This window comes from Pseudomonas synxantha, from assembly GCF_900105675.1.
Classification (GTDB): domain Bacteria; phylum Pseudomonadota; class Gammaproteobacteria; order Pseudomonadales; family Pseudomonadaceae; genus Aquipseudomonas; species Aquipseudomonas synxantha.
The window spans coordinates 5,496,215-5,518,550 of sequence record NZ_LT629786.1 but is presented as its reverse complement, the minus strand read 5'-3'; the positions used below and the strand labels follow the sequence as shown (position 1 = coordinate 5,518,550).

Genomic DNA, 22,336 nt, shown 5'->3' with positions numbered 1-22,336 from the left:
CGGTCGCTCCTACAATTCAATGCTCATGCCGTCGTAAGCCACTTCGACATTGCGCCGCACCAGTTCGGCTCGCTCGGGGGAGTCTTCATCGAGGATCGGGTTGGTGTTGTTGATGTGGATAAGCACCTTGCGCTGCTTGGGCAACTGCTCCAGCACTTCCAGCATGCCGCCAGGGCCGTTCTGTGCCAGGTGGCCCATCTCGCGTCCGGTGCGGGTGCCGACGCCGCGGCGCTGCATTTCATCGTCATCCCACATTGTGCCGTCCACCAGCAGGCAATCGCTGCCGGCCATGATTTCCAGCAACGGTACGTCGACCTTGCCCAGCCCTGGGGCGTAGAAGAGTTTGCCGCCGGTGCGTAGGTCTTCGACGATCAGGCCGATATTGTCGCCTGGGTGTGGGTCGAAGCGGTGCGGCGAGTAGGGCGGTGCAGCGCTGCGCAACGGCAGCGGGGTGAAACGCAGGTTGGGGCAGGCCGGGATGGTGAAGCTGGCGTCCAGCTCGATGCGGTTCCAGGCCAGGCCGCCGTTCCAATGGGTCAGCATGGTGAACAACGGAAAGCCGGTGCTCAGGTCTTCATGGACCATGTCGGTGCACCACACTTGATGTGGGCAGCCTTCGCGCAGGCTCAACAAGCCGGTGGTGTGGTCGATCTGGCTGTCCATCAGGATGATCGCGCTGATGCCGGTGTCGCGCAGGGCGCGGCCGGGTTGCATGGGCGCAAAACCCTGGAGTTGCGCACGGATATCCGGCGACGCATTGCACAGTACCCAATTCACGCCATCATCGGAGATCGCGATGGACGACTGGGTGCGCGCATGGGCCCGCAGGCTGCCATTGCGAAAACCTGCGCAGTTCACGCAATTGCAGTTCCACTGCGGGAAGCCACCGCCGGCGGCGGAACCTAGAATCTGGACAAACATGATCGCTCCATCAGGCAAAGCTCGAAACAAAAACGCCCCGGGCAAACCGAGGCGTTGTATTACTCAGCCAATCAACGGCTGGCGAAGTACATGGTGACTTCGAAACCGATACGCAGATCAGTGTAAGCAGGTTTGGACCAGGTCATATTCTTACTCCTATCAAGGGATGGGACGTTCACTACCAAGTAATACATATAGTCCACCTCCCATTGGAGATGTTCAGATATTGCCAGGGAATATTACGCAATTCTTTTCAAGTTAGCGCTGTCTCGGTGGAAAAAGCCTGTTGCAGGGTTGGCAATGATCAATGCACTGCTTGCCAGCTGTGGTTGATGCACGGCCCGTTTGCCACGCAGCGCCAGCCGCCTGCCGCGTTATTGAGTTGTTGGGCTGCGTGTTGCAAGTCCTCGCGTGTGCGGCTTTGAATCAGCTGTTGAAGTTGATCCAGGTACCCCGACGAATGACCCGCCCGTTGCGCGTGCCAGAGCAAGTCCGCAACTTGGCTGATGGGCAGCGCCTGGTCTGTGAACTGCTGCGCCAGGGCCTGGTTGCCCAAGTCTGGACTGCGTTCGAGCAAGGACGGCAGTTGCCCCAGGAAGGTTTGCAGCTGCTCGACAATCCCGTCCAGGGACATGCTGGGCGACTGCACGCCAAACAACAGGCCGGTTTGCCCGTTGATTTGCCGGATGCCACTGAACACGGCGTAGCCGATTTGCAGCTCGACTCGTAAACGCTGATAGAACGGCGCCTGGAGCACATGCCCGAGTAACCTCCATGTGGCTTCATCGGCCAGGGATAGACTCGGTGTTGGGCAAAACAGCAACAAGGCGGCTTCGCTGGAGTCGGTGTTGATCTCGTGCCAGAGGTGTTGGCCGTCGATTGGCTGAGGTGTAAACGGGATGTTCGCCGGTTGCCCTGGCAAGTGGGCGGCTGCGATTTTGATCGCCGCTTGACTGGCGGTGGATAGGCCAAAGCCCAGCCCCTGCCAGCGTGCGCCAGACCACGACGCTTGGGCTTCCAAGGACTCGGGTTGCACCCCGGCGCAGCAAGCAGGCAGCGCCTTGAGCAGCTCCCGGATGGCGATCGGCGGCGCCGGTTCGGGCGAGGATAGCGGTTCATCGCACCTGTTCAGGCAACGTGCCAGTTCTTCGAGCACCGCCGGCATCGTTTCGTGAAGACCGTGCATTTTCACCAGCCAATCATTGGCAATGGTTTCACAAGACAACTCGATGCCTGCCTGGCGAGCATGTTCGCGCAACGGCTGCAGCGCGGGTTCGAGCCCGGCGGGGACGGCAGCGTCAAACCGCCAGTGCAGGTACAACGCGCCTTCGTCGGTGTCATCCGCCAACGCCTGGCTGAATATCAGCGCCGTTAACTCCCTTCGACCCCGTGAGCGATCCTGGGCAAAGCTACGCAAGCCACGGTGGGCGCTGGTTTGACCACGGATCAGGCCGGCGCGTTCTTCCTTGGCCGGCGGACGCAGCAGGGGGTTGTTCGGTGGCAGCTGCCAGTTGTGCTCGAAGTCAGGCAGGTGCAGCCCGTCGAGCATGGCCTTGAGGGCTGTGACGCTTTGCTCCGAAAGGTCTTCGCTTTCGTTGCGAGCCAATGCCAGGGCGCCTTGGACCTGTTGTTGACGAGCGTTGCGCAAGGCGAACTCTTCGCGTAAGGCTGTCCAATCGCTGCGTGCGAAAAAACCCAGCCAGTCGTACAGCAACGCTTCAATCTGCGTGGCCGATTCATTCCTGGTATCGAGGGTGAAGTCGATATCCAGCACCGCTTGGCCCGCGAAGTGGTACAGCACGGACGCGTGCAGCGCGGTGGCCAATTGTCGTGCTTTCAGCAGCGCGATCAACCCGCCTGGTGCCGAAGCGTTGAGCCAAGTGCAGAGGAACTCCAGCGTTTGGCGTGGGGCGTTACAGGTGATGACCTGATGCAGGTGTTGATGGGCAACGTGTTGATAGCTGTGTGCTGGGCCCTGCATCAAGGCGGGGGGAGCGGCTTGCGGATGCAGTGGCCCCGGGGTCAGTTCGTCACTGAACTGCTGGGCCAAGGCTTGCAGGTCTGCCAGCGATTGTGGGCCGGCAAGGCTCAAGGTCATCTGCCCACTTTGATAGAAATGCCTGTGGAAGTCGCGCAAGGCTTGCTGGAAGGCGGCACTTTCCACCGGCAGGCTGTCGCGGTTGCCGGCATGAAAACCTCGCAGCGGATGATCCGCCGCCAATCCCTTCATCAACGCCACTTGCAGTTGAGCCTTGGCATCCTGGGACCAGGCCACAAACTCCGCGTCCAGCACTTCGCGTTCACGCCGTTGAACGTCGAGCGTCAAACGTGGATGGGCCAGCATGTCCGCCAAGCGTGCCAGCCCATCTGCAAAGTTCGACACCGGCAGTTCAAAGAAGAAATCGGTGGTGCGCTCACGGGTGCTGGCGTTGACCTGCCCACCGTGGCGTTGCACATAAGCCATCAACCCCTCGCCCGCCGGAAAACGCTCGGTACCCAGAAACAGCAGGTGCTCAAGAAAATGCGCCAGCCCCGGCCAGGCCAATGGCACGTCATGACTGCCGGCAGCCACCCGTAAAACCGCGGCGCAACGTTTCAGGCGCGGTGCATGGCGCAGGGCAACCCGCAGGCCATTGGCCAGGGTCAGGTGAATAGGGTGAGGGTGAACCGGCGCAGGCATGGGCACTTCCTAGGCATGGGAAGTGCCTATGCTAGCAAACCCACCGGGTCAGGGCTTGTGCAGCGCGACGTAGAGTTCGGGGCGACGGTCGTGCAGGTAGTGATTGGCGGCGCGGGCGTCGAGGATCGATTGACGATCCAGCGTACCCACAATCAATGCTTCATCCAGGCCGGCCTGGGCGAGTCGCTGGCCATCCGGCGCGGCAATGCTGCTTTGCCCGCAGTACTGAATATCGCCTTCATGCCCGCAGTAATTGGCGTAGGCCACGAAACATTGGTTCTCGAAGGCTCGTGCACGCACAGTGACGTCGGCGACAAAGTCGAAGGGCACCATGTTGGCGGTGGGCACCAGGATCAGTTCGGCACCGGCCATGGCCAGGCGTCGGGTGTTTTCCGGAAACTCAAGGTCATAGCAGATCAGCATGCCTACCTTCCACCCGTTCAATTCCACCACGGGGAAATCATCCGGACCGGCACTGAACATCGAGTGATCCAGGTCGCCAAACAGGTGGGTCTTGCGGTAGTTGCACAAGCGCTTGCCCTGGGCGTCGATCAACTGCACGGCGTTGTAGACCTGGCCATCTTCGGCCCGCTCCGGGTAGCCGTACAGAATCGCCAGCCCGGCACTCTGCGCCAATTCGGCAATCGCCTGTGCCGACGGCCCATCCTGAGCCTCGGCCAGCGCGCCAACGGCTTCGGCGCCAATGTTATAGCCGCTGAGAAACATCTCCGGCAGCACCAGCACATCGGCGTCGCACGCTTCATGGGCCACCTGGTGCAGACGCTGGAGGTTGGCGGCCACATCCAGCGGCAGCGGCGGGCATTGGTACAGGGCGACACGCATGGTCAACTCCTTACTCGGCGAGGGCGATTGGCCCGATTTCATCGAACACATCACCTGGCCCCGGGTTCTCTGGGTGGGTGTTGCCACCGAAGTGGGTCATGATGCCCCAGACCGCATTGAGCGAGGTCTGCACCGCGCCTTCCACCCAGGCCGGGGTCCAGGAAACATCATCGCCGGCGATGAAGATCCCACGTTGTTCGGCGGGCATGTCCTTCTGCATGAAGTGCGCATACATGCGCTGGTTGTAGCGATAGTGACCGGGCAGGGCGCCTTTGAACGCGCCGAGGAAATGCGGGTCGGCTTCCCAGGATACGGTAATCGGGTCGCCGATGATGCGCGCCTTGATATCGACTTTCGGGTAGATCTTATTCAGCGCGTCGAGGGCCAGCTTGACGCGCTTATCGATAGGCTGGGGCAGCATTTTCAGCGCATCGCTCATCCACGAGTAGGACAGGCAGATCACGCCCGGCTTGTCGTCACCGTTATCGAACAGATAGGTACCGCGGGTCAGGCGATCGGTGAGGGTCATGCTCATCAGGTCGCGGCCGGTCTGCGGATCTTTGTCTTTCCAGAATGGGCGGTCGACCATCACAAAGGTTTTCGATGACTGCATGTATCGCGTGCGGTCCAGGGCCATCCACATTTTTTGCGAGAACAGGGTTTCGTCGCATTCGATCTGGGTGGTCAGCAGCCAGCTCTGGCAGGTGGTTAATACCGCGGCATATTCACGGGTGTCGCCGTAGTTGTCGGTGACGGCGAAACGGCCGTCGGCGGCGTGGGCAATGCGTTTGACGCCAGCCCGTGGTGCGCCTCTATGCAGCGAGCTGAGGCTGGTGCCGGCTGGCCAGTGGGCGCAACGCTCAGGCACGTGGCGCCAGATGCCCATGGGCACTTGCGCCACGCCGCCGACGACCAGGTGTTGATGGTCATCGCAATTGGTCATCACCACACGGAAGATTTCCAGCATGGAGTTGGGGAAGTCCGAGTCCCAGCCACCCGTGCCGAAGCCGACCTGGCCAAACACCTCGCGATGGTGGAACGACAACTTGGCAAAGGCCTTGGAGGTGGCGACGAAATCGTAGAAGGTGCGGTCATCCCACAGCGGCACCAGCTTGTTCCACAGTGCCTTGAGGCGCGGTACATCGCGATCGCGGATCGCCTGCTGGATATCACCGAACTGCGAGCCGGCTTCCAGGGCATCGGCCCAGGCATCGGCCACTTCCTGGAACAGTGCCGGCAAATCCGAGAGTTTTTGCGCGTAGTGGGTCTGCCCTTCCAGATCGATCACGGTACTGCCGGACGCCGGGGTCAGTGGGTTGGGAAAGGGTTTGGTCTCCAGGCCCAGCTTGTCCACATAATGGTAGAACGCGGTGGACGACACGGGAAAACGCATGCCACCCAGCTCGGCGATGATGCCCTCGGCGCCTTCAAACGCCTGGGAGCGCAAACGCCCACCCATCTTCGAGGCTTCATACACCACCGGCTTGAGGCCCAGCTTCATCAGCTCGTAGGCTGCAACCAGGCCCGCGATACCGGCCCCCACGATCGCCACCTCGGCGCCATGGTGGGCGGCGGGAATACTGCCCAGCCCGGCGGGGTGTTCGATCCAGTCATCAAAGGCAAAGGGGAAATCCGGACCAAAAATGGTGATGGGTTTCTTGCCGTCTGCGGGGTGGCGATTGGTCTTGCTGATGGTGCTGGACGGAATGCTCATGGCTGACCTTACTGACGGCTCGGCGGGAGATGGCCCGTTGAGTATAGGAAAAGATGGCAGCCAGTTTAGGGAGCGTTGCGCTCGTTAATAAGACGCAATGTGTCGTCGAATTGCACTGATTTTTGTCAATATGACGAATTTGGTGGTCAAATTGGTTGGCCGCGGTCCAGTTTGTTGCTGAGGATGATCGAGGTGGTGGTTTTTTCTACACCGTCGACAGTACCGATCTGGTCGAGCAGCTGGTCCAACTGCTCCGGCGAATCGGTGCGCAGCCAAGCCACATAATCGAACTCGCCACTCACCGCGCACAACTGCTGTACTTGCGCCATGGCGCTCAGCCTGCGCAGCACTTCTTTACCGGAACGCGGTTGTACGGTGATCCCCACATAAGCCTGCAATCCCCCATCTGCAACGCGTTGGCCCAGGCGCACGCCATACCCGGTGATCACCTGGGTTTTCTCCAGGCGTGCCAGGCGCGACGTCACCGTGGTGCGCGCAATGCCCAACTGTCGGGCGAGCATGGCCACGCTTTCGCGAGCGTTGAGCTGCAGGGCGGCGATAAGCTGGCGGTCGATTTCGTCTAGGGGGGGCAAGGGGGAGGCTCCAGTGCGGACGGCAATGAGCAAGCATGGTACAGGCTTGGTCCGGATGAAAGAACCGCTACGCCAGACACGCAAAAGCCGCGCAATGCGCGGCTTTCTTGTTTGGTGGGCCCAGTAGGACTCGAACCTACGACCAAGGGATTATGAGTCCCCTGCTCTAACCAACTGAGCTATAGGCCCTCAGTAGGCCGCGGATTATAACGATGGTTTCTTCAGTGTGCCATCCGAAAAATCCTCCTGCCTTGTACGAAGGAAGTTTGCGGCAAAAAGCGCCGGTGGCAGGGGCAGGCTGACGATGTAGCCTTGCATCTGTTCGCACCCTTCTGCGGCGAGAAAGGCTTGCTGTGCAGTGTTCTCCACACCTTCGGCGATGATGGTGAATTGCATGCTGTGGCCGAGGGCGATGATGGCGCGCACGATGGCGACGTCGTGGGGGTCATCGGGCAGGCCTCGGACGAAGGATTGGTCGATCTTGAGGAAGTCCAGGGGCAGGCGCTTGAGGTAGCTGAGGGACGAATAACCGGTGCCGAAATCGTCGATTGCCAATTGGACGCCCAGGCGTTTGAGTTGATGCAGCACCCCCAGGGCTTCCTCTGCCTGGCTCATGATGAAGTTTTCAGTGATCTCCAGCTGCAGGCAGCCGGGTTCCAGGCGGTAATCGCGCAGTAACTGTTCGATGCGTGACAGCAGCTTGGGGTGACGCAGTTGAGCGCCAGCAAGATTGACCGACAGTGGACCAAAATCGTCGAAAGCCTGTTGCCATAGGTACAGCTGGCGGCAGGCCTGTTCCAGTACCCAGTCGCCAATCTGCAGGATCATGCCGTTCTCTTCGGCCAGGGCAATAAAGTGTTCGGGCGGGACTTCGCCCAAGGTCGGGTGGTGCCAGCGGATCAAGGCTTCGGCGCCGATCAGTTCCTGGGTCACCAGGCTGCGCTTGGGTTGGTAACACAGGCTCAATTCGTCACGTTCGATGGCGCGACGCAGTTCGTGTTCCAGCGCCACGCGTTCATTGGCCTGGGCTGTCAGGTCGCGGGTGTAGTGTTCGACCCGGTTGCGGCCCTTGGCTTTGGAGCGGTACATCGCGGCATCGGCGTTTTTGACCAGGGTAGCAACGTCGGTGCCGTCCTGTGGATACAGGCTGGTGCCGATACTGGCGCTGATAAAGAACTCGTGCTCTGCGGCCTGGAACGGCGGTGTAAAGCAATCGAGCAGTTTATTCGCCAGGTGCTGGGCATCGCTGGCCTGCTGCAAGCCGGGAAGCAGGATGATGAATTCATCGCCGCCCAGGCGGGCCACGGTGTCCACGTCCCGCAATTGCTCCTTGAGGCGTACGGCGATGTCTTTGAGCAGCAGGTCGCCGATCGGGTGGCCGAGGCTGTCATTAATGTGTTTAAAGCGGTCGAGGTCGAGAAACAACACGGCACCCTGTTTGCCGCTTTCCTGCTGGCCGTTGAGGGCGGCCTGCAGTCGATTTTCAAACAGGGTGCGGTTGGGCAGGCCGGTCAACGGGTCATGGTGGGCCTGGTAGTCCAGGCGTGCCTGGGCCAGCTTGAGGCTGGAGATGTCAGCAAACACGGCCACGAAGTGTGTGATCAACTGGTCGCGGTTACGCACGGCGCTGATGGTCAGCCAACTTGGATACACCTCGCCGTTTTTGCGGCGGTTGGAAATTTCGCCTTGCCAGTGACCGTGGGCCGTCAGTTGGTGCCACATGGCCGCGTAGAACGCGCTGTCATGCAGGCCGGAGGCAAGCAGGCGTGGGGTATGGCCGAGGGCTTCGGTCTCGCTGTAGCCGGTAATCTCACTAAAGGCGCGATTGACGGCGCTGATGTTCTGTCGGGTGTCGGTGATCAAGACGCCTTCGGCGGTGCTTTCGAACACCGTGGCGGCCTGTTGCAGTTTTTCCTGCATTAACTGGCGTTCGGTGATGTCCCGGGCGATGGTCAGCATGCAATCGTCGTCCCCAATGGGCAGCGGGCGACTGGACACCTCGCAGAGACGAATCTGGCCGTCAGCGCGGCGGATATGGCAGACGAAATCGCGGACAAAGCCGTCGCGATGCATCAACTCAAGCATGTGCTTACGTTCATTGAGGTCGACCCAGATGCCCAGGTCCGAAGTTGATTGATCCAGTGAGGTGGCACTGGTGAAGCCGGTCAGGTGACTGAAACCTTCGTTTACCTCAATCAGCAGTCCATCGCTCTGGCGGCTCAGCAGCAAGCCATCAGGGGAGGCGTGGAACGCCTTGGCGAATTTCTCTTCGGAGGTTTGCAGCCGCTGTTGGGTTTCCTTGAGTTGAGTGATGTCGCGCACCACCACCACCAGCGCTTCGGTGGTGTCGAGTTGGAAGGGCTCAGCTGAGATCAGCCCGGTAAATGCCTGGCCGTTGCTGCGCAGAAATTGCATTTCCAGGTTGCGGATACTGGTGGTCTGCACTCGGTGCAGCAAATCCGGGCCAATACCTTGAACGTCCCATATATTCAGCTCAGTGGCAGTTTTGCCTATGACCTCGTTGGCGCTCAGGCCAATCTGGTCCTCGAATGCCTTATTGACCTCCAGCAGGCAGCCATCGGACAGCCGCGCAATCACTAGGATGTCCGGGCATTGCTGAAACACTGAGGCAAACTTCTGCTCGGACAGTTGCAGGGCTTCTTCGGTGCGCTTGGCTTCGCTGATGTCGATCATCAAGCCGCGTAGCACTGGTTCATGGCCATGTTCGATCAGGCTCACGATATCGCGGACCCACAGGCAGCGGCCATCAGCGGCGATGACGCGATAGTCGACGCTATGATCGCGATTGGCACGGGTTTCCCGGTAGCAATACGCCTCGGTGTGGGTCAGGTCAGCGGGGTGGATAATATTGCGCCAGAAGCCTGGAATCAGCCAATGGGCGCGGGGATAGCCGAGCAGGTCTTCGGCATGGGGTGACACATAGCTGTAGGTGAAGTCGCTGATGCTCGCTTCCCAGGCAATGGCAGACAAGCTCTCCACCAGGCCACGATAGTGGTACTCACTGCTACGCAGTTCTTGCTCAAGGGCGACCCGGCGGGAGATTTCCGAGCTGAGCCGGCGATTGATCCGAATGACCACCGCCAACACGGTGCTCAGTAGCAACACCGCTGGCAGGCCGTACATCAGCAGGTCCGCCCAGAGGGTGCGGTGATCCGTGAAGCTGCCGACCCAGTGTTGCTGGATCGCTTCGGTTTCGGCTGGGCTGAGGTCGGCGAGGACTTTGTCCAGGATGCCCACCAGTATTTTTTCATCCCGCGGGACGCCCATCGCCAATTGGTAGCGGTAGGGCGTTTCACCGCTGACGTACAAGCCATCGAGTTTGAGTTGGCGCAGGCTCCAGACACTGGAGGCCAGGTCGCCGACTACCGCATCCACTTCATCGGTGGCCAGCGCTTGCAGCGTCGAACTGACGTTGGGCATTGCAACGAGATTCAGGTCCGGATGGTGGGTACGCAGCAACTCATGGGGCGCGTAGTTTTCCACCACGGCAATTTTCAGGCCGTACAAGTCCTTGAGGTTGCGTGGTTTCGCGCCACCTTCATGGGCAAGGATGACAATGGGAAAGTCCAGGTAGGGACGTGTGAAGGCCAGAAAGCTTTGGCGCTCCGGGGTGGACATGATGCCGGGTAGCAGGTCGAGCTGGTTGCTCCGGGCTTGTTCAAGCGCAGCGGTCCAGTTGGCTGGCTCGATCAGCTTGATCCGCACACCCAGGCGGTCCTGGATCAGGCGTACATAGTCAGCGGCCAGGCCCTGGTAACGGCTGTTTTCATCACGGTATTCGAAAGGTGGCCACGACGCATCCACGCCAAGGCGCAGCTCCTGATGGTCCGTCAACCAGCTACGCTCATCATCCGTAAGAGTCAACGCGCCAGCCGTTGCGGTCCAGGTCAGCAGCGACAGTAGTAACACGGTCGGCAATCTGGGCATAACGGTCTCGTTATGGCACGGGGAATGAATCGAGTGTAGACGGGCATTTCAGGGGAGGGAGGTTGCGACGAATTTTATCTATTCAAAACAAAACCCCCGGCCTGGGCCGGGGGTTCTGGTATCACTCGTCGAGGAAGGAGCGCAGATGCTCGCTTCGCGTCGGGTGGCGCAACTTGCGCAGCGCCTTGGCTTCGATCTGACGAATCCGCTCGCGGGTCACGTCAAACTGCTTACCGACTTCCTCAAGGGTGTGGTCGGTATTCATGTCGATGCCGAAACGCATGCGCAGTACCTTGGCTTCACGGGCAGTGAGGCCGGACAGCACGTCGCGGGTCGCTTCTTTCAGGCTCTCAACGGTGGCAACATCGATTGGCGACTGCATGGTCGAGTCCTCGATGAAGTCACCCAGATGGGAGTCTTCGTCATCACCAATCGGCGTTTCCATGGAGATCGGCTCTTTAGCGATCTTCAATACCTTGCGGATTTTATCCTCAGGCATTTCCATGCGTTCGCCCAGCTCTTCCGGGGTCGGTTCACGGCCCATTTCCTGCAACATCTGCCGGGAAATACGGTTGAGCTTGTTGATGGTCTCGATCATGTGCACCGGAATACGGATGGTGCGGGCCAGGTCGGCGATCGAGCGAGTGATCGCCTGACGGATCCACCAGGTGGCATAAGTCGAGAACTTGTAGCCGCGACGGTATTCGAACTTGTCCACCGCCTTCATCAGGCCGATGTTGCCTTCCTGGATCAGGTCGAGGAACTGAAGACCACGGTTGGTGTACTTCTTGGCGATGGAGATCACCAGGCGCAAGTTCGCTTCAACCATCTCTTTCTTCGCGCGGCGGGCCTTGGCCTCACCGATCGACATGCGACGGTTGATGTCCTTGATCTCGGCAATCGTCAGACCGGTTTCGGTCTGCAACGCGATCAGCTTCTGCTGGCAACGAATGATGTCCGGCTGCAGGCGACCGATGGCTTCGGCGTATTTCGCCTTGCCCTTGGCCAGTGCGTCGGTCCAGCTTTCGTCAACTTCGTTGCCCGGGAACTGGCGCAGGAAGTCGGTACGCGGCATACGCGCATCACGCACACAGAGCTGCATGATTGCACGCTCTTGGGCACGCAAACGCTCAAGGGCACTGCGAACACGCTCAACCAGGCCTTCGAACTGCTTGGGTACCAGCTTGATCGGCATGAACAGCTCAGCCAGGGCGACCAGCTCGGCAATTGCCTGCTTGTTGCCGCGACCGTGCTTCTTCAAAGCCTTGCGGGTGATTTCCATTTGATCGGAAACCGCACCGAAACGCTGGGCCGCGACAACAGGGTCCGGACCGCTTTCGACTTCATCTTCTTCGTCGCTGCTGGCTTCAGCCTCGTCGTCGTCGGTGTCGTCGTCCGCTTTCGGCGCTTTCGGGTCGACCGGCGGCGGTACTTCGGCGGCAGGCGGCGCAATGCCGTCGTCCGGGTCGATATAACCGCTCAGGACGTCGGACAGGCGGCCACCTTCGGTGGTGACGCGGGTGTACTCAGAGAGAATGTGGTCAACCGTGCCAGGGAAGTGCGCGATTGCGCCCATCACTTCACGGATGCCCTCTTCGATACGCTTGGCGATTTCGATTTCGCCTTCGCGTGTCAGCAGCTCGACGGTACCCATTTCACGCATATACATGCGTACAGGGTCCGTCGTGCGGCCGATATCGGTCTCTACTGCAGCCAGCGCGGCAGCAGCTTCCTCAGCGGCGGCCTCGTCGGTATCAGCGTCGGCCAGCATAAGGGAGTCCTTATCTGGCGCGACTTCGAATACGTTGATCCCCATGTCGTTAATCATGCGGATGATGTCTTCCACCTGCTCTGGATCTGAAATATCCTCAGGCAGGTGGTCGTTGACCTCCGCGTAAGTCAGGTAACCCTGCTCACGACCTAGTGTGATCAACTCTTTGATACGAGACTGCTGTTGCGCTTTTCCGGACATAACACCCTATCCACTGAAGGTCTTGGCGGGCAAAAAACAAGCCGAGGATTATACCCGAGCTATGACCTCACACGCCAGCTGAGGTCGGGTTTGATGCGGAAACATTCTGTTTTAAGAGGTCGCGCATCTGTTTTGCTATCTGAATTTGCTCTTCAGCCGACAATCCCGGCTGCCTGGCTCTCTTGATGAGCTCATCGAGGGTCTGCGTATGCTGACCCGCGGATAACCTATTAATGGTGTCTAAAAACTGTTGTTCAAGGTTATCTCCGTCAATTAGCCACTCCTTTTCCGCCAGGGCTTTCAATAAACGGCCCTGTTCCGTGCCATGCCAGCGAGCCATCAGCTGAATTGAGTTTAGCTTAGGATTTTTTTGCACCGCCTCGATCAGGGCAATCAGCACCTGGGCATAGGTGTTGCTCTCGTTGGCAAAATGGTCGGCACTCTCAACCTTGCCGGCCAATTGCGGGTGGTGAATCAATGTACGCAGCGCAATAAGTGTCGGGGCTTCTACCGCCACCGGCGTGCGTGGAGCGTAGGCTTCATCGCGATCGCCGCGCTTGCCGTTCTTGCTCCAGGGTTTCTTGTCCCATTTCTTGCCGCCGGCGCCGGGTTTCTTTGGCGTCCACTCCTGCTGGGGCGCAAAGGCCTCCTGGGGTTGATGGAAGTCGGCATAGTCCGGCATGGCGTCGTAATCCATGCCAGGGTCGTAGGCCGGCGGTGCATCCTGTGGTGCGCTGTGCACCAGCTGACTTACGGCTTCGCCGCTCAAACCGGTGATCTCCAGCAGGCGCTGGCGCATCAGGGTGCGCAAGTTGGCGCCCGGGACCTTGTCGATCAGCGGTGCGGCGAGGGTGGCCATATGGGCCTTGCCCTCGAGGGAGCGCGGGTCGGCTTCTTCGGTCAGTTGCTGGAAAAAATAATCCGCCAGTGGCTGCGCATGTTGATTGATGCGCGCACGAAACGCGTCGGTGCCTTCCGAGCGCACCAGTGTGTCCGGGTCCTCGCCTTCGGGCAGGAACAGGAAACGTGCGCGCCGCCCGTCCTGCAGGCTCGACAGCGTGGCCTCAAGCGCGCGCCAGGCGGCGTTGCGGCCGGCCTGGTCACCGTCGAAGCAGAACAGCACGCTGGGTACCACGCGAAACAGGCGCTTCAAGTGCTCTTCGCTAGTGGCGGTGCCGAGGGTTGCCACCGCGTTGCGCAGGCCTTGCTGGGCCAGGGCGATCACGTCCATGTAGCCTTCAACCACGATGATCTCGTCGAGGTTGCGGTTGTTCTTGCGCGCTTCGAACAGGCCGTAGAGTTCCTGGCCCTTGTGGAACACCGGAGTCTCCGGGGAGTTCAGATACTTGGGCTTGTCGTCACCGAGAACGCGGCCACCAAAGGCGATGATACGGCCACGGCTGTCGCGGATCGGAAACATCACCCGGTCGCGAAAACGATCGTAGCGCTTGCCGGTCTCGGCGTTCTCCACCAACAGGCCGGCATCGATCATGGCTTTTTGCTGGAGGGTATCGCTGCTCAGGTGCTTGTACAGATTGTCCCACCCTGGTGGGGCGAACCCGAGGCCGAAGTCGCGGGCGATTTCACCAGTGAGGCCGCGTCCCTTGAGGTAATCGACGGCGGCCTTGCGCTGCGGGTGGCTCTTGAGGGCCTGGCGATAAAAATCGGCAGCGGCCGTCAACAGCGGATACAGGGGCGAGTCGGTGGGCTGCCTGGGTTTGTGCGGGCGGCCACTTTCTTCGCGGGGGATTTCCATGCCGGCGGCTTTGGCCAGGTCCTCGACGGCCTGGGGGAAGTCCAGGTTGTCGTGGTCCATCAGGAAGCCGAGGGCGTTGCCGCCGGCACCGCAACCGAAGCAGTAATAGAACTGCTTGTCGGGGCTGACGCTGAACGATGGGGTTTTTTCTTTATGGAACGGGCAGCAGGCGGTGTAGTTCTTGCCGGCTTTTTTCAGTTGTACGCGTGAGCTGACAACATCGACGATGTCGGTGCGGTTCAGAAGGTCGTCAATAAAGCTCTGGGGAATCAGCCCGGCCATGGCGTTCTCGTCATCACTGCGTGTAAATGAGGGCCCGTGAAGTGTTCAAGCGCACGTATCGAGTGCTCGATCATCATCGTCTGCTTGGGTTGTCAGGAAAGTGTATCTGCCGAGCATTCACTGACGGTAGTTTCTGATCAGTCTTCGGCATGGAAATGTTGCCCGGGCGTCCGGTCTTGGCCAATGAGGGCCACGGAAACGCATCGATGGGCACAGCCGACACAGTTGATCGCCTGCTTGAAGAATAGGTGTGCTCGTCAGTAGCCTTGTTAGGCTCGTCAGAAGAGACGTGCACCGCTGGCAAAAGAGCCAGCCCTGACGTTTGAAGCAGTGTCTCGGTCGCATGTGCGGCGTCGACGGTGAAGCATCAAGCGATATCCGCAAATGCCAACAGCCCGGCTGAGGGCCGGGCTTGGCAGAAGCTTGCTACGAACGTCTGTGTATTAGTACAGACGAACGGCGCGGCGCTGTTCGCGCTGAACTTTCTTGGCGTGACGCTTAACAGCGGCTGCTGCTTTACGCTTACGCTCAGAAGTTGGCTTCTCATAAAATTCGCGGCTACGAACTTCAGCCAGAACACCGGCTTTTTCGCAGGAGCGCTTGAAACGACGCAGAGCTACGTCGAAGGGTTCGTTCTCTTTTACTTTGACGGCTGGCATCCAGAGCTACCTTCTTTCATTACCGGGAATCAACGTTCTCGTCGCAAAAAATTCGCGGCTGAGGTCGTCGGTTTTTAAGGGTTGCGGATGTTAACCCCTCATTGCCCGGAATGCAAAGCCTCTGATCGAAAACCGCTAGTCGGGAGGGGGAGCGGGGACTATCATGCGCGCCTTCGAATTCAGCCTCTACAAGGCGCAAACCCATGCTAGTACTGGGACTTGAAACCTCCTGCGACGAAACCGGCGTCGCCCTATACGACAGTGAACGCGGGCTTTTGGCCGACGCGCTGTTCAGTCAGATCGACCTGCACCGCGCCTATGGTGGCGTGGTGCCGGAGCTTGCCAGCCGTGATCACGTCAAGCGCATGCTGCCGTTGATTCGCCAGGTGCTGGACGAGGCCGATTGTGTGGCGACCGAGATCGATGCCATCGCCTACACTGCGGGCCCTGGATTGGTCGGAGCCCTGCTGGTTGGGGCCTCTTGCGCCCAGGCGCTGGCTTTTGCCTGGGGCATTCCGGCTCTTGGCGTGCACCATATGGAAGGCCATTTACTGGCGCCCATGCTGGAAGAAACACCACCGCAGTTCCCGTTCGTCGCTTTGTTGGTTTCGGGCGGCCATACGCAGCTGGTTCAGGTCGATGGTATCGGCCAATACACCTTGCTGGGCGAGTCCCTGGACGACGCCGCCGGCGAAGCTTTCGATAAAACTGCGAAGATGATGGGGCTCAATTATCCAGGTGGCCCGGAAATCGCCCGTCTTGCCGAGAAAGGCGTGGCCGGGCGCTACACCTTCCCGCGTCCGATGTGTGATCGCCCTGGCCTGATGTTCAGTTTCAGCGGTTTGAAAACCTCCGCCTTGAACACCTGGCAGCAGAGCGTCAGTGCCGGGGACGACGGTCAACAAGCCCGTTGCGACATCGCTCTGGCGTTCCAGCAGGCCGTGGTGGAGACTTTGACCATCAAGTGCAAGCGCGCCCTGAAGCAGGCGGGTATGAAGCGGCTGGTGATTGCTGGCGGCGTCAGTGCCAACAAGGCACTGCGCGTGTCCTTGGAGAAAATGCTCGGCGACATGAATGGTCATGTGTTCTACGCACGCCCTGAGTTCTGCACTGATAACGGCGCGATGATCGCCTATGCCGGTTGCCAGCGCTTGCAGGCCGGACAGCACGAAAGCCTGGCGATCAGCGTGCAGGCACGTTGGCCAATGGAACAGTTGCCGCCGTTGTAAGAGCCGACGCAAGGGCGGATTTAAAAATGCCGTTCGCGCCCTGCAAACAGGTCGCGTAGATTGCCGCGGTGACGCCAGACGATCAGCAGGGTCAGCATGCTCATCGGCAGCAAGGCCTGCGGTTCCTGCCAGGCCAACAGCGGCAGGGTCAGCGGGGTGGCGATCAGCGCGGCCAGCGAGCTGGTTCGGGTCAGGTAGAACGTCAGCAGCCAGGCGAGCATGGCCAGTAACGCGGCCGGTGGGTAGATGCCCAGCAGCATACCGGCCGCTGTGGCAACGCCTTTACCGCCGCGAAAACGGAAGTACAGCGGGAACAGGTGGCCCAGGACGGCGCACACGCCCACCCAGGCTTGCTGTTGCAAGGTAAGGCCGAGGAGGCTGGCGATCAGCACGGGCAGCAAGCCCTTGCACACGTCGCCCAGCAACGTCAGGACGGCAAGTTTCTTGCCGGCCAGGCGCAACATATTGGTGGCGCCGGCATTGCCTGAGCCACTCATTCGCGGGTCGGGGTTTCCCGTCAGGCGGCTGAGCAAAATGGCGAAGGACAGCGAGCCGAGCAGGTAGGCGAGAATCGCCAGTGACCAAAACATGCTAACTATTCCGGGCGAGGATGCCCTGATTCTAACGGGGCATCGCGCCCTTGTCGTGCTGCGGAGAAGAGTACTTGGACAGAGTGTTTATCGAAGGCCTGGAAGTCGACACCGTGATCGGGGCCTACGACTGGGAGCGCGGGATCCGGCAGTGCTTGCGCCTGGACCTGAGCTTCGCCTGGGATAATCGCCCGGCCGCTGCAGGTGATGACCTGGCGCTGGCGCTGGATTACGCCAGCGTGTCCGCGCGTATCCAGGCTTTTGCCGAGCAGTCCCAGTATCAGTTGGTGGAAACCTTCGCCGAGCGCTTGGCCGAGGTGCTGATGAGCGAATTCCAGATTCCCTGGCTGCACCTCAAATTGACCAAGCCAGGCGCCGTGCCGGCTGCCAAGGGCGTGGGCGTGGAGATCGAGCGCGGATGTCGTTGACTCAGATTTACCTTGGGCTTGGCAGCAATGTTGAGCGCGAAAGCCGTCTATGCGCCGGCCTGGATGCGCTGGCGGGGTTCTTGACGGATATGCGCTGTTCAGCGGTGTTCGAAAGCCAGCCGGTGGGGATCAAGAGCGGGCCATTTTTCAACCTGGTGGTGTCGGCTTATACCGACCTGCCGTTGTTGGAGTTGGATCGCCGATTGAAATTCATCGAGGCCGATAATGGCCGTTATGCGCCTAACCGTAAGGGCCTGCCGCTGGATATCGATGTGTTGCTGTATGGCGATTTGGTAGGTAATTTCGATGGATTGATCCTGCCACGGGCAGAAATCCTGAAAAACGCTTTTGTATTGTGGCCGCTGTCGATGATGGCGCCGGATCGTATGCACCCTGAGGCAGGCAAGACAATGGCCGAGCTGTGGCGCGATGCGCAGATCGACCAGGTGCTGGCGCCTGTCGGCTTTGAGTGGCAAGGCCGACAACTGACGCCGCAAGAGCTCTCTTGTAAGAGCCGAGCTTGCTCGCGAAAAACCTGAGGGCGCTGCCTTATCGTTGACGTTTTTCGCGAGCAAGCTCGCTCCTACACAGGCTTGTGTTGTTCCTTGTAGGCTTTCAGCGCGTTCAGCCGTTCGCGCTTGAGTGCCGCTCCCAGCTCTGGGCCTTTGAAACCTTTTTCCAGCAATGGTGCAACCGGTACTTCGCGTGCAGCCTTTGCCGCGCCGCGCAAATAATCTGCCTGTGGATAACTGCGTTGTTCAAAGCCTTTGCGGCCCCGGGCATCCATTTCGCAGGCCACTACAAACTCTTCGAAGCGCTGCGGCCGCCGGTACAGGTCAAAACTCTGCAGTAATTCCAGTAATGTCGAGGCTTTGAGTTCCAGTGCGCGATGGCCGTGGGTATGAAATTCGCCCACCAGCAAGGCCAATTCCTGGCAATCCCTGGGCACCTTGAAGCGCTCGTTTACCGCCTTGATCAGCTTTAAGCCGCGGTGTTCGTGGGCAATATGCTGCGGCAACTTATCCACAGGCGTCAGGCCTTTGCCCAAATCGTGCAGCAGGCAGGCCCAGCGCACTGTCAGCGGTTGTTTGTGCAAAGCGGCTTGTTCCAGCACGCTCAAAGTGTGAACGCCGGTATCGATTTCCGGATGATGAGCCTCGGGTTGGGGCACACCGAACAGCGCGTTTACCTCCGGCATCAGGGTTTTCAGTGCGTCGCAGTCGCGCAGTACCTGGATAAATACCTGGGGCTGATCTTCCATCAGCGCCCGTGAGATTTCTTTCCAGCTGCGTTCGGGGGTAAGGGCCTCGAGTTCGCCGGAATCACTGAGTTGACGCATCAGCTCGAGTGTCTCGGGTGCGACCTTGAAGCCAAGGTGTGCATAACGCGCGGCAAAGCGGGCAACGCGCAGCACGCGGAGCGGATCCTCGGCGAACGCGGGGGAAACGTGACGTAATATACGCGCTTCAAGATCGCGTTGGCCGTGATAAGGATCGGTCAGGTTGCCATCGTCATCTTCCGCCATGGCGTTGATGGTCAGGTCACGACGGATCAAGTCCTCTTCCAGGGTGACCTCGGGGCTTGCGTGAAACACAAAGCCACCGTAACCCCTGCCGCTCTTGCGTTCGGTGCGGGCAAGGGCGTATTCATCACCATTTTTCGGATCGAGAAATACGGGGAAATCGGCGCCCACCGGCTTATAGCCTTTGGCGAGCATTTCCTCGGTGGTTGTGCCGACGACGACGCGGTCGATATCGGTGACCTTGATGCCCAGAAGGCGATCACGCACGGCGCCGCCGACTTTGTAGATTTTCATGAAAAAGCCTCCATTAGCGCCACAGGATAACGCCTGCGCCTGGCCAATGGAGGCTTTGCTGCTTCAGAGATGAACGACGGCCATGTCCAGGCGGCCGTAGTCATTGTCGTTGTGATCGCTGCGTGGCGGCACATGATGGGTTTTCATGACCTGATCGCCCTGTAGCGTTTCCAGGTGGATGTCAAAGCCCCACAGTCGATGCAGGTGCTTGAGCACTTCCTCGGTGGATTCGCCCAAAGGCTTGCGATCATGCTGCTGGTGACGCAGGGTCAGCGAACGGTCGCCGCGCACATCGATGCTATAGATCTGCACGTTAGGTTCGCGATTGCCCAGGTTGTACTGGGCGGCCAGGGTTTCGCGGATGATGCGGTACCCCGGTTCGTCGTGGATGGCCGGGACCACCAGATCGTCCTTGAGGTCGTCATCGAGGATGCTGAACAGCTTGAGGTCGCGAATCACCTGAGGTGACAGGTATTGCAGGATAAAACTCTCATCCTTGAAGCTGCTCATGGCGAACTTGATGGTCGACAACCAGTCGCTGCCTGCGATTTCCGGGAACCAGCGGCGATCTTCTTCCGTGGGGTGTTCGCACATGCGGCGGATGTCGCGGTACATGGCAAAGCCCAGGGCATAGGGGTTGATGCCGTTGTAATACGGGCTGTCGAAGCCGGGCTGGAACACCACGCTGGTGTGGGAGGTAAGGAACTCCATCATGAAGCCGTCAGTGACCAAGCCTTCGTCGTACAGATCGTTCATCAGCGTGTAATGCCAGAAAGTCGCCCAGCCTTCATTCATCACCTGGGTCTGGCGCTGTGGATAAAAGTACTGAGCGATCTTGCGTACGATGCGCACGATTTCCCGCTGCCAAGGCTCCAGCAGCGGAGCATGTTTTTCCAGGAAATAGAGGATGTTTTCCTGAGGTTCGACGGGGAAGCGCGCATTGTCCTTGTCGTTGTTTTTGCCGGCACGTTTGGGGATTGTGCGCCATAGGTCGTTGATCTGTTTCTGCAGGTGCTCCTCACGCTCCTTTTGGCGCAGGCGTTCCTCTTCGGCGGAAATCGGGTAGGGGCGTTTGTAGCGGTCGACCCCGTAGTTCATCAGGGCATGACAGGAGTCCAGAAGGTCTTCCACCGCATCGATACCGTGGCGTTCCTCACACTGCATGATGTACTGCTTGGCAAACACCAGGTAATCGATGATCGAGCTGGCGTCGGTCCAGGTGCGAAACAGGTAATTGCCCTTGAAAAAACTGTTGTGCCCATAGCAGGCATGAGCCACCACCAACGCCTGCATGCAGATGGTGTTTTCTTCCATCAGGTAGGCGATGCAAGGGTCGGAATTGATCACGATCTCGTAAGCCAGGCCCATCTGTCCTCGCGTGTACGACTTCTCGGTACTGAGGAAGTGTTTGCCATAGGACCAATGGTGGTAACCCAACGGCATGCCCACGGAGGCATAGGCATCCATCATTTGCTCGGCGGTGATGACCTCAATCTGGTTGGGGTAAGTATCCAGGGCATAACCCGCCGCAATACGGCTGATTTCCCGGTCATAGGCCTGGATCAATTCAAAGGTCCACTCGGAACCGGTGGAAATGGGTTGACGCTTGTTCTCTTTTTTGGCGGTCATGTCACTAACCTGCGCTGGAAGAGTTCACGGAAGACCGGGTATATATCGCCGGCCGAGACCAGTTGCTGCTGGGCGAACGTATCGGCAAAGGCTTCGCCGATGCGCTCGTACTCGAACCACAGGGCCTGGTGCTCACGGGGGGTGATTTCGACGTAGGTGTAGTACTGCACAAACGGCATGATCTGGTTGATCAGGATGTCACGGCAGATCGGCGAGTCGTCGTTCCAGTTGTCGCCGTCGGAAGCTTGGGCGGCGTAAATGTTCCAGTCGTTGGCAGGGTAGCGCTCGGCCATGATCTCCTGCATCAGCTTCAATGCACTGGAAACGATGGTGCCGCCGGTCTCCCGCGAGTAGAAGAACTCCTCTTCATCCACTTCCCGGGCGCTGGTGTGATGGCGAATGAACACGACGTCGATCTTGTCGTAGTTCCGTTTCAGGAACAGGTACAGCAAGATAAAGAAACGCTTGGCAATATCCTTGGTCGCCTGGGTCATGGAGCCGGACACGTCCATCAGGCAGAACATCACGGCCTTGGAGCTGGGGTTGGGCTGTTTGACCAGCAGGTTGTATTTCAAATCAAAGGTATCGAGGAATGGTACGCGGCGGATGCGCGCGCTGAGTTTCTCTATTTCTGCCTCGATTTCCTGGATATCGCCGAAGTTATCCGGTTCTTCACGCTTCAAGCGCGCCAACTCCTCCTTGGCCTGCTTTAGTTTGGCGCGGCTGCTGCCAGACAGGGCGATGCGCCGTGCATGGGCTGAACGCAAGGTGCGGATGATGTTGATGCGCGATGGATTACCCTCGTTGCTGATCCCGGCGCGCACGGTCTTGAAGGTGTCGGTCCCGGTCAGGTTGCGCTTGACCAGGTTTGGCAATTCCAGATCCTCGAACATGAATTCGAGGAATTCTTCCTGGGTGATCTGGAATACGAATTCATCCATGCCTTCCCCGGAGTTGCCGGCCTTGCCCGGGCCTTTACCGCCACCGCCACCTTGTGGGCGCTGGATGTGTTCGCCGGTGGTGAATTCCTTGTTGCCGGGGTGCACGACGGTCTGTTTGCCGCCGCGGCCGTGGTGAAGCACCGGCTCGTCAATGTCCCGCCCCGGGATACTGATTTGTTCGCCATGCTCCATGTCAGTGATGGAGCGGCGGCTGACGGCTTCTTCGACGGCCTTTTTGATGTGGTCACGGTAACGCCGCAGGAAACGCTGGCGGTTTACCGTGCTCTTGTTCTTGCCATTGAGGCGTCGGTCGATCACATAGCTCATAGGGAGCC

The 22,336-nt window shown here is 59.4% G+C and carries 17 protein-coding genes and 1 tRNA gene; 3 read left to right on the top strand and 15 right to left on the bottom strand.

The genetic code is table 11. The features are described from left to right. Positions 1-9 precede the first annotated feature (9 nt). From pqqB to rpsU, 11 genes are all read right to left on the bottom strand, one after another. Positions 10-921, bottom strand: a complete 912-nt coding sequence (gene pqqB, locus BLU48_RS25595; RefSeq protein ID WP_057022937.1) for a pyrroloquinoline quinone biosynthesis protein PqqB — start codon at positions 919-921, stop codon at positions 10-12. 71 nt (positions 922-992) lie between these two features. Continuing rightward, complete coding sequence (gene pqqA / locus BLU48_RS25590; protein WP_003194766.1) at positions 993-1,067, bottom strand: pyrroloquinoline quinone precursor peptide PqqA; 75 nt, start codon at positions 1,065-1,067, stop codon at positions 993-995. A gap of 158 nt (positions 1,068-1,225) precedes the next feature. Beyond that, a complete protein-coding gene (pqqF, locus tag BLU48_RS25585) occupies positions 1,226-3,601 on the bottom strand; it encodes a pyrroloquinoline quinone biosynthesis protein PqqF (protein ID WP_082636645.1) in 2,376 nt (791 codons plus the stop codon). 48 nt (positions 3,602-3,649) lie between these two features. Further along, positions 3,650-4,444 (bottom strand): carbon-nitrogen hydrolase family protein, encoded by a 795-nt coding sequence (locus tag BLU48_RS25580; protein ID WP_057022938.1) that lies wholly within the window; start codon positions 4,442-4,444, stop codon positions 3,650-3,652. Between the two features lie 10 nt (positions 4,445-4,454). After that, entirely contained in the window at positions 4,455-6,137 is a 1,683-nt protein-coding gene (locus BLU48_RS25575) for a flavin monoamine oxidase family protein (RefSeq protein ID WP_057022972.1), read from the bottom strand. A gap of 167 nt (positions 6,138-6,304) precedes the next feature. Then, complete coding sequence (locus BLU48_RS25570) at positions 6,305-6,751, bottom strand: Lrp/AsnC family transcriptional regulator (protein WP_046069804.1); 447 nt, start codon at positions 6,749-6,751, stop codon at positions 6,305-6,307. Positions 6,752-6,863: 112 nt separating this feature from the next. Beyond that, a tRNA-Ile gene (locus BLU48_RS25565) sits at positions 6,864-6,940 on the bottom strand. 15 nt (positions 6,941-6,955) lie between these two features. Continuing rightward, on the bottom strand, positions 6,956-10,699 hold the full coding sequence (locus BLU48_RS25560; protein WP_057022939.1) for an EAL domain-containing protein: 3,744 nt from the start codon (positions 10,697-10,699) through the stop codon (positions 6,956-6,958). Between the two features lie 121 nt (positions 10,700-10,820). Then, a complete protein-coding gene (gene rpoD / locus BLU48_RS25555) occupies positions 10,821-12,671 on the bottom strand; it encodes an RNA polymerase sigma factor RpoD (protein WP_057022940.1) in 1,851 nt (616 codons plus the stop codon). 67 nt (positions 12,672-12,738) lie between these two features. Then, on the bottom strand, positions 12,739-14,709 hold the full coding sequence (dnaG, locus tag BLU48_RS25550; protein ID WP_057013928.1) for a DNA primase: 1,971 nt from the start codon (positions 14,707-14,709) through the stop codon (positions 12,739-12,741). Between the two features lie 443 nt (positions 14,710-15,152). Then, positions 15,153-15,368 (bottom strand): 30S ribosomal protein S21, encoded by a 216-nt coding sequence (gene rpsU, locus BLU48_RS25545; protein ID WP_002551877.1) that lies wholly within the window; start codon positions 15,366-15,368, stop codon positions 15,153-15,155. Between the two features lie 203 nt (positions 15,369-15,571). Between rpsU and tsaD the strand changes: the two genes are divergently transcribed. After that, a complete protein-coding gene (gene tsaD / locus BLU48_RS25540) occupies positions 15,572-16,597 on the top strand; it encodes a tRNA (adenosine(37)-N6)-threonylcarbamoyltransferase complex transferase subunit TsaD (RefSeq protein ID WP_046069800.1) in 1,026 nt (341 codons plus the stop codon). Positions 16,598-16,617: 20 nt separating this feature from the next. Here the strand turns inward: tsaD and plsY are convergent, their stop codons facing one another. Continuing rightward, complete coding sequence (gene plsY, locus BLU48_RS25535) at positions 16,618-17,187, bottom strand: glycerol-3-phosphate 1-O-acyltransferase PlsY (protein WP_057022941.1); 570 nt, start codon at positions 17,185-17,187, stop codon at positions 16,618-16,620. 74 nt (positions 17,188-17,261) lie between these two features. On the opposite strand from plsY, the gene folB reads away from it, so the two are divergent. Both folB and folK read left to right on the top strand, forming a co-directional pair. After that, positions 17,262-17,615 (top strand): dihydroneopterin aldolase, encoded by a 354-nt coding sequence (gene folB, locus BLU48_RS25530; RefSeq protein ID WP_046069798.1) that lies wholly within the window; start codon positions 17,262-17,264, stop codon positions 17,613-17,615. After that, positions 17,606-18,154 (top strand): 2-amino-4-hydroxy-6-hydroxymethyldihydropteridine diphosphokinase, encoded by a 549-nt coding sequence (gene folK, locus BLU48_RS25525; RefSeq protein WP_057022942.1) that lies wholly within the window; start codon positions 17,606-17,608, stop codon positions 18,152-18,154. The genes folB and folK overlap by 10 nt, the downstream gene beginning before the upstream one ends. A 44-nt stretch (positions 18,155-18,198) precedes the next feature. Here folK and BLU48_RS25520 read toward each other — a convergent pair whose 3' ends face one another. The 3 genes from BLU48_RS25520 to BLU48_RS25510 form a co-directional block, all read right to left on the bottom strand. Then, entirely contained in the window at positions 18,199-19,431 is a 1,233-nt protein-coding gene (locus BLU48_RS25520; RefSeq protein WP_057022943.1) for a multifunctional CCA addition/repair protein, read from the bottom strand. 63 nt (positions 19,432-19,494) lie between these two features. Continuing rightward, complete coding sequence (locus BLU48_RS25515; protein ID WP_046069795.1) at positions 19,495-21,060, bottom strand: SpoVR family protein; 1,566 nt, start codon at positions 21,058-21,060, stop codon at positions 19,495-19,497. Next, positions 21,057-22,328: a YeaH/YhbH family protein gene (locus tag BLU48_RS25510; protein ID WP_057022944.1), complete on the bottom strand. Its 1,272-nt coding sequence runs from the start codon at positions 22,326-22,328 to the stop codon at positions 21,057-21,059. Before BLU48_RS25510 ends, BLU48_RS25515 begins: the two co-directional genes overlap by 4 nt. Positions 22,329-22,336 lie beyond the last annotated feature (8 nt).